The organism is Paractinoplanes deccanensis (assembly GCF_016862115.1).
GTDB lineage: Bacteria > Actinomycetota > Actinomycetes > Mycobacteriales > Micromonosporaceae > Actinoplanes > Actinoplanes deccanensis.
Genome location: NZ_BOMI01000227.1, coordinates 1 through 8,743, shown reverse-complemented (window position 1 = coordinate 8,743; position 8,743 = coordinate 1). Strand labels below are relative to the sequence as shown.

The following is an 8,743-nucleotide window of genomic DNA, read 5'->3' as shown; positions in this document are numbered from 1 at the left end:
CTATCTGGAGATCGGCCCGGACGGGTCGCTGACCGCCCTGGGGCTCGACGGCTTCGTGCCATCGGTGCGGCGTGACGAACCCGAGCCCGAGGCTCTGCTGACCGCGCTGGCGCGCTTGCACGTCGCCGGTGCCGCGATCGACTGGGCCGCGCTGCTGCCCGCCGGCCGGCTGGCCGACCTGCCCACCTACCCGTTCCAGCACGAGCGCTACTGGCTCGACGCCGATCCCGCACCCACCGGGCATCCGCTGATCGACCGGATCGCCGCCGTGCCCGACTCCGGCGGCGTCGTCCTCGGCGCCCGGCTGTCCACGGCCGCGCAGCCCTGGCTCGCCGACCACGTCGTCGCCGGCGCCCGGCTCGTGCCCGGCACGCTCTTCGTGGAGCTGGCCCTGCGCGCCGGGCACGAGGTGGGCTACGCCGAGATCGCCGAGCTCGTGCTGCACACCCCGCTGACCGTCCCCGACGGCGCCGCGGTCGCGGTCGAGATCGAGGCCGGCGCCGAGGAGGACGGCCGGCGGCCGTTCACCGTGCGCGCCCGGCCGGACGGCGACGACACGTGGACGGCGCACGCCGACGGGACGCTGGTCAAGGCCGGCGCCGCGGCCGGTGAACCGCTTCCCGCCTGGCCGCCGGCCGGTGCCACGCCCGTGCCGGTGTCGTACGGCGAGCTCGCCGGCGCGGGCATGGAGTACGGCCCGGCGTTCCAGGGGCTGCGCGCCCTGTGGCGGCGCGGCGACGAGCTCTTCGCCGAGATCACCGCGCCGGCCGGGGCGGAGTCGTGGACCGTGCACCCGGCGCTGCTCGACGCCTGCCTGCACGGCTGGATCCAGGCCGGGCCCGGCCGCGGCCGCCTGCCGTTCTCGTGGTCGGGGGTCCGGGTCGCCACGCCGGGCGCCACCGGGCTGCGGGTGCGTCTCGCCCCGGCCGGTCCGGACATGCTGTCGGTGACCGCCGAGGACCCGGGCGGGACCGTGGTGTTCGCCGCCCGGTCGCTCGCGCTGCGGCCGTCCGCCCTCGGCCGCCTCTTCCACGTCGACTGGCGGGAGATCACCGCCGATCCCGGCCGGGACACCGGCTTCGAGGTGCTCGACTGCACCGCGGAACCGGCGACGGTGCCGGCGGGCGTGCACGAGTCGGTCGGCGCGGCGCTGACCGGGATCCAGCGATGGCTGGCCGGCGACGGCGAGAGGCTCGTCGTGTCGACCCGGGGCTGGGCCGGTGCGGCCGTCCGCGGTCTGGTGCGCTGCGCGCAGCGCGAGCATCCGGGGCGGATCGTGCTGGTGCGCGACGCCGCCGCCGAGGATCTGCCCGCGGCCGTGGCGACCGGCGAGCCCGAGGTCGCCGTCCGGGACGGCCGCCTCTACGCGCCCCGGCTCACGGCGGCGCCGCCGGGCCGGCCGTGGCAGTGGGACGGCACCGGCGTGGTGCTGGTCACCGGCGGCACCGGGACGCTCGGCCGGGCCGTCGCCCGGCACCTCGTGGAGCACTGGCAGGCCCGCGACGTCGTGCTCGCCGGGCGCGGCGGCGGCGACGCCGACGGGGACCTGGCCGGCCGGGCGCGCGTGGCGCGCTGCGACGTGAGCGACCGGGCCCAGGTGCGGGCGCTGCTCGACGGCCTGGGACCGGTTCGGCTGATCGTGCACGCGGCCGGCGTGACCGACGACGGCACCGTCACCTCGCTCACCCCCGATCGGGTGTCGGCGGTGCTGCGGCCGAAGGTGGACGGCGCATGGCACCTGCACGAGCTGGCCGGTCCGGAGGCGACCCTGGTGCTCTTCTCGTCGGCGGCCGGCGTGCTCGGCTCGGCCGGTCAGGCCGGCTACGGCGCCGCCAACGCGTTCCTCGACGGCCTGGCCGCGCACCGCCGCTCGCTCGGCCTGCGCACGGTGTCGATCGACTGGGGACTGTGGGCCGAGCGCAGCGCCCTCTCGGCCGGCCTCACCGGCGCCGACCGCGCCCGGATCCGGCGCACCGGGATCGAGCCGCTGGCCACCGCGGAGGCCCTGGCCATGTTCGACGCCGCGCTCGGCGCCGAGCCGCCCGCCGTGGTCGCCGCCCGCCTGGCCGCCGGCGGGGACTCGCCGATGCTGAGCGGCCTGGGCGGCGCGCGTCCGGCCGGCCGGCCCGCCACGGACCGGCCGGGCGGGCTGGCCGGCACGCCACCGGCGATGCGGGAGCAGACGGTCGCCCGTCTGGTCCGCACGCACGTGGCGGCCGTGCTCGGCCACGACCGGCCGGACCGGATCGCCGACGATGCCGGGTTCATGGCCCTCGGGATCACCTCGCTCGGCGCCGTGGAGCTGCGCAACCGCCTCAACGAGGCCACCGGCCTGCGGCTGCCGGCGACGGTGCTGTTCGAGCACCCGACGACCGGTGCGCTGGCCCGGCACGTCGGCGCCGAGCTGTGGCCGGAGCCCGAACCGGGACCGGCCGGACCGGCGGAGCTCGCGACGGCCTCGGCCGACGCGGTTCTCGACTTCATTCGACGCGAGCTCGGGGGTAAGTGAACGTGGCAAGTGAGACCGAGCTCGTCGAGAGCCTGCGCTGGGTCACCGCCGAGCTGCACCGCACCCGGCAACGGCTGGAGAGCGCCGAGGCCGAGCCGGCCGAGCCGATCGCGATCGTCGGCATGGCCTGCCGCTACCCGGGCGGCGTCCGCTCGCCCGAGGACCTGTGGCAGCTGGTCGAGCGGGGCGGCGACGCCATCACCGAGTTCCCGGTCAACCGGGGCTGGGACCTCGAGCGGCTGTTCGCCGACGCCCCGGACGCGCTCGGCACCACGTACGTGCGGTCGGGCGGCTTCCTGCACGACGCCGCCGACTTCGACGCCGGCTTCTTCGGGATCAGCCCCCGTGAGGCCGTCACGATGGACCCGCAGCAGCGGCTCATGCTGGAGATCGCGTGGGAGGCCCTGGAACGGGCCGGCATCGACCCGCACTCGGCCCGGGGCAGCCGCACCGGTGTCTTCGCCGGCGTGATGTATCACGACTACAGCGGGCTGCTTCAGCACTCGCCGGAGTTCGAGGGCTTCTTCGGCAACAGCACCTCGGGCAGCGTCGTCTCCGGCCGCGTCGCCTACGAGCTGGGGCTCGAGGGTCCCGCCGTCACGCTCGACACCGCCTGCTCCTCGTCGCTGGTGTCGCTGCATCTCGCGGCGCAGGCCGTGCGCCGCGGCGAATGCGCGATGGCCCTGGCCGGCGGCGTGACCGTGATGGCGACACCGCGGCCGTTCGTCGACTTCAGCCGGCAGCGCGGCCTGGCGCCGGACGGCCACTGCAAGCCCTTCTCGGCCGGGGCGGACGGCACGATCTGGTCCGAGGGCGCCGGGGTGCTGCTGATCGAGCGGCTGTCCGACGCGCGCCGCCACGGCCGCCCGGTGCTCGCCGTGCTGCGCGGCTCCGCCATCAACCAGGACGGCGCGTCCAGCGGGTTCTCCGCGCCGAACGGCGCCGCCCAGCAGCGGGTCATCCGGCAGGCGCTGGACGACGCCGGGCTCGCGCACGGCGACGTGGACGCGGTCGAGGCGCACGGCACCGGGACGCCGCTGGGCGACCCGATCGAGGCGCGCGCCCTGATGGCCACTTACGGGCAGGAGCGGGACGAGCCGCTGTGGCTCGGATCGGTGAAGTCGAACATCGGCCACACCCAGGCGGCGGCCGGCGTGGCCGGCGTCATCAAGATGGTGCTGGCGATGCGCAACGGCGTGCTGCCCGCCAGCCGCTACGCCGGCGAGCCGTCGCCACACGTCGACTGGGACGCCGGGGCCGTGCGCCTGCTGGCCGGCGCGGCGCCGTGGCCGCGCGGGGACCGGCCGCGCCGCGCCGCGGTCTCGGCCTTCGGCGTGAGCGGCACCAACGCCCACGTGATCATCGAGCAGCCGGAGCCGGAAAGCGAGCCGGAGCGGCCCGCGAAGGCCGGCCCGGTCCCGCTGCCCTGGCTGCTCTCCGCCGCGAGCGCGGAGGGGCTGCGGGCGCAGGCGGCCCGGCTGCGCTCCGATGTGGACCGTCATCCGGACCGGGGCGCCGCGGACGTGGCTTGGTCCCTGCGGCACGGGCGGGCCGCGCTCTCGCACCGGGCGGTGCTGCTCGGCGGGGACACCGGCGAGCTCCGCAACCGGCTCGACGGCCTCGCCCAGGGCACCCGCTACCCGATGGTCGTCGAGGGCGTGGCGCTGTCCGGTCAGCGCTGCCCCGTGTTCGTCTTCCCCGGCCAGGGCGCCCAGTGGGCCGGGATGGCGGTGGAGCTGCTCGGCACGGAGCCGGTGTTCGCCGCCCGGATCGCCGAGTGTGACGCGGCATTGCGGCCGTACGTGGACTGGACGCTGGCCGAGGTGCTGGGCGACGCGGCGGCGCTCGAGCGGGTCGACGTGGTGCAGCCGGCGCTGTGGGCCGTGATGGTGTCGCTCGCGGCGGTGTGGCGCTCGGCCGGCGTGGAGCCGGCCGCCGTCGTCGGGCACTCCCAGGGCGAGATCGCGGCCGCCTGCGTGGCCGGCGCGCTCTCGCTCGACGACGCGGCCCGCGTCGTCGCCCTGCGCAGCAAGGCCCTGCTGCGCCTGGCCGGTGGCGGTGGCATGGTCTCGGTGCCCCGACCGGCGGCGGAGATCGGCGACCGGCCCGGCCTGTCGATCGCCGCGGTCAACGGCCCCCGCTCGACCGTCGTGTCGGGCACCGTCGAGGCGCTGGAGGCGCTGCTCGCCGAGGACGAGCGGGCGCGGCGGATCCCGGTGGACTACGCCTCGCACTCGCCGAGCGTCGAGGCCGTCCGCGGCGAGGTGCTCGCCGCGCTCGACGGCATCCGGCCCGGGCCGGCCGCGGTCCCGCTCTACTCCACGGTGACCGGCGAACCGCTGGACACCGCGCAGATGGACGCGGAGTACTGGTACCTCAACCTGCGCGCGACCGTCCGCTTCGAGGCGGCGATCCGCGCCCTGGTCGAGCGTGATCATCTGAGCTTCGTCGAGGTCAGCCCACATCCGGTCCTGGTCGCCGGCGTCCAGGAGATCCTCGACGACACCGGCCGGTCCGGACTGGCCACCGGAACCCTGCGCCGCGGCGAGGGCGGCCGGGCCCGGCTGCTCACCTCGGCGGCCGAGCTCTACACCCACGGTGCCGACGTCGACTGGGACGCCCTGGCCGGCCTGCGCGAGGCGGGGCGGGCCGACCTGCCCACCTACGCGTTCCAGCGCACCCGCTACTGGCCCGACGGGCCGGCCGGGACGGCGGGCCGCGCGTCCGGCGACTTCGCGGTCTCCGACCACGCGTTCCTCGACATGGCGCTCGGCCTGGCCGAGGGCGACGGGTTCGTGCTGACCGGCCGGGTGTCGCTCGCCACCCACCCGTGGCTGGCCGACCACGGCGTGCTGGGCCGGGTCCTGCTGCCCGCCACCGCGCTGCTCGACCTCGCCGTGCGCGCCGGCGACCAGGCCGGCTGCCCGCGGATCGACGAGCTCACCCTCACCGCGCCGGCCGTGCTGCCGGCCGACGGCGCGCTGCAGCTGCAGGTCATCGTCGCCGGCCCGGCCGGCGACGGCCGCCGGCCGCTGAGCATCCACATCCGCCCGGCCGGCGCGCCGGGGCAGGACTGGGTCCGCTGCGCGAGCGGCACGCTCGCCCCCGCGGCCGCGCCGCCCGGCCGGATGTCGTGGCCGGGCACCGGCACGGAGCCCGTGGACGTGGACTCCGTCTACGACGACCTGCGCCGGCACGGGCTCGACCACGGCCCGGCCTTCCGCGGCCTCCAGACGGTGCTCGCGGCCGGAGAGCACGTCTACGTCGAGGCCGCGCTGCCCCCGGCCGGCGACGGCGGCAGCTTCGGCATGCACCCCGCCCTGCTGGACGCCGTCCTGCACGCGGTGGGCCTCGCCGTCCCCGCCACCGACGACGGCCCGCGGCTGCCGTTCGCCTGGACCGGCGTCACGCTGCACGCCTCGGGCGCGACGCGGGTACGGGCCCGCCTCACCCGGACCGGGCCGGACACGGTCGAGCTGCTGGTCACCGACCCGGCCGGCACGCCCGTGCTCAGCGCCCGGTCGCTGCTGGTGCGGCCGGTGTCGGAGAGCCAGCTGCGGCACACCCACGACGCGGCGCTGTTCCGGATCGACTGGACTCCCTGCGCCGACGAGGTCCGGCCGGCGGGCGAGCACAGGATCGTCACGGCCGGCCGGACCACACCGGGCGACGCCGTGCGCGCCGTGCTGGCCGAGGTGACCGCGTGGCTGGACGCCGAGCCCTCCGGCGAGCGGCTCGTCATCCGGACGCTGGACGCCGAGACCGACCCGGCCGGCGCGGCCGTGCGGGGCCTGGTCCGCTCGGCGCAGGCCGAGCACCCCGGCCGGCTCGTGCTGGTGGACACCGACGAGGCGGCGGCCGACCTCACGCCCGCGCTGGTCACCGGCGAGCCCGAGGTGGCCCTGCGCGACGGCCGGGCGTACCGGCCCCGGCTCGTCCGGCTCACCGGCACACCCGGCGCGGGCGCGATGGCGCTGTCCGGCGGCACCGTGCTGGTCACGGGCGGGACCGGCCGCCTCGGCACGCTCGTGGCGCGGCACCTGATCACCGCGTACGGCGTATCGAGCCTGATGCTGATCTCGCGCACCGGCACGCCGGACCCGTCGCTCGCGGAGCTCGGCGCGACCGTCCAGGTCGTGCACGGCGACGTCGCCGACCGGGAGGTGCTGCGCGCGGCGCTCGCCGCGATCCCGGCCGACCGGCCGCTCTCCGGTGTCGTCCACGCGGCCGGGGTGCTCGACGACGGGCTGGTCACCGCGCTCACCCCGGAGCGCCTCGACACCGTCCTGCGGCCCAAGACGGGCGCCGCGCTGCTGCTCGACGAGCTCATCGGCGATGTGCCGCTCGTGCTGTTCTCCTCGGCCGCCGGCAGCCTCGGCTCCGCCGGGCAGGCCAACTACGCGGCCGCCAACGCCGCGCTCGACGCGCTCGCCGCCCGCCGCCGGGCCCGCGGAACCCCGACCGTCTCACTGGCCTGGGGCTTCTGGGCGGCCCGCAGCGGGATGACCGGCCACGTCGGGCAGGGCGACCTGGCCCGCATCGCGCGCACCGGCATCCTCCCGATCGACACCGGCGAGGCGCTCGACCTCTTCGACCGCGCGCTCGGCGCGGACGCCGCCGTGGTGCTGCCGCTGCGCCTCAACGGCCCCGCGCTGCGAGCGGCCGGCGATGCGGTGGCGCCGATGCTGCGCGACCTGGCCGGCGTCGCGCATCGCCCGCCCGCCGGCGACGACCTGCGCTCCGCGCTGGACCGGGCGCCCGCCGGCCGGCGCCACGGCCTCGTGCTCGATCTGGTGCGGTCCCACGCGGCGGCGGTCCTGGGCCGGGACACCGCGCACGGCATCGGCGCCGACGACGCCTTCCGCGACCTCGGCTTCGACTCGCTGATGGCGGTCGAGCTGCGCAACGCGCTCGGCGCCGCGACCGGGCTGCGCCTGCCGGCGACGCTGGTCTTCGACTTCCCGTCGCCGTCCGCGCTGGCCGCCTTCCTGCTGACCGCGATGCTCGGCGCACAGGACCGGGAGACGGCGGCGGCGCCGGTCGCCGCGGTGGACGAGCCGGTCGCGATCGTCGGCATGGCGTGCCGGTTCCCCGGCGGCGTGCGCTCGCCGGAGGAGCTCTGGAACCTCGTGCTCGCCGGCGGCGACGCCGTCGCCGCGTTCCCGGCCGACCGGGGCTGGCGGGCCGACGGCGGCGAGGGCGGCTTCCTGTACGACGCCGGCGACTTCGACGCGGAGTTCTTCGGCATCGCGCCGCGCGAGGCCCTCGGGATGGACCCGCAGCAGCGGCTGCTGCTGGAGACGACCTGGGAGGCGTTCGAGCGGGCCGGCCTGGACCCGGCCTCGCTGCGGGGCAGCCGCACGGGCGTGTTCGCCGGCATCATGTACCACGACTACGGGTCCGGCCTCGCCTCCGTGCCCGACGACCTGGCCGGCTATCTCGCGAACGGCACGGCGGGCAGTGTGGCCTCCGGCCGGGTGTCGTATGTGTTCGGCCTCGAGGGCCCGGCGGTGACGGTCGACACGGCGTGCTCGTCGTCGCTGGTGGCGCTGCACCTCGCCGCGCAGTCGCTGCGCCGCGGTGAGTGCGACCTGGCGCTGGCCTCCGGCGCGACCGTGATGTCGACGCCCGCGATGTTCGCCGAGTTCGCCCGGCAGCAGGGCCTGGCCTCCGACGGGCGGTGCCACTCGTACGGGGAGACGGCCGACGGCACCGGCCTGTCCGAGGGCGTGGGTGTGCTGCTGGTGGAGCGGCTGTCGGACGCGGAGCGCAACGGCCACCGGATCCTGGCGGTGGTGCGCGGTTCGGCGGTGAACCAGGACGGCGCGTCCAACGGGCTGACGGCGCCGAACGGGCCGTCGCAGCAGAGGGTCATCCGGCGGGCGCTGGCCGACGCGGGCCTGACGGCGGCCGAGGTGGATGTGGTGGAGGGCCACGGCACCGGCACGCGGCTCGGCGACCCGATCGAGGCCCAAGCGCTGCTGGCAACCTACGGGCAGGAGCGCGAGACGCCGCTGCTGCTCGGGTCGATCAAGTCGAATCTCGGGCACACGCAGGCCGCCGCGGGCGTAGCCGGCGTCATCAAGATGGTGATGGCGATGCGGCACGGCACGGTGCCGCGAACCCTGCACGCGGACTCGCCGTCGTCGCGAGTGGACTGGTCCTCGGGCGCGGTCGAGCTCGCCGTCGACTCGGTGGAGTGGCCGGCGAACGGTCGCCCGCGCCGAGCCGGGG

The 8,743-nt window shown here is 77.1% G+C and carries 2 protein-coding genes and 1 pseudogene; all 3 read left to right on the top strand.

Features of this window, described 5'->3' with window-relative positions; all coding sequences use genetic code 11:
* A partial coding sequence (locus Ade02nite_RS48655) for a type I polyketide synthase (RefSeq protein WP_203778263.1) occupies window positions 1-2,509 on the top strand: 2,509 nt, incomplete at its 5' end.
* A pseudogene (locus tag Ade02nite_RS51055) lies at window positions 2,506-5,496 on the top strand (type I polyketide synthase); the annotation flags it as partial. The gene Ade02nite_RS48655 and the pseudogene Ade02nite_RS51055, both read left to right, overlap by 4 nt.
* A gap of 141 nt (window positions 5,497-5,637) precedes the next feature.
* Window positions 5,638-8,743 (top strand): type I polyketide synthase (locus tag Ade02nite_RS51050; protein WP_438871033.1); only part of this gene is annotated, 3,106 nt, incomplete at its 3' end.